General features: G+C 69.2%; 1 protein-coding gene. It reads left to right on the top strand.

The annotated features are described in order from the left end of the window. The coding region (locus MY55_RS22370) for an acyl carrier protein (protein ID WP_157889420.1) at positions 1-224 on the top strand (224 nt) is incomplete at both ends.

Here is a 224-nt window from a genome sequence, read left to right on the forward strand (position 1 = left end):
GCTCCGGCAATCGCGCCGGTTCAGGCCCAAGCGGTTCAAGCTCCAGCGGCTAGCCCGGCCGCCGCCGCCGCCACGTCCGCCGACATCAGCCAGTTGCTGCTGGCCACCGTCGCCGACAAAACCGGCTACCCGGTGGACATGCTGTCGCTGGACATGCGCCTGGAAGCCGACCTCGGCGTCGACTCCATCAAGCGCGTGGAAATCCTCTCCAGCGTCCGCGACGC

Source organism: Chromobacterium subtsugae, from assembly GCF_001676875.1.
In the GTDB taxonomy this organism is placed as follows: Bacteria; Pseudomonadota; Gammaproteobacteria; order Burkholderiales; family Chromobacteriaceae; genus Chromobacterium; species Chromobacterium subtsugae.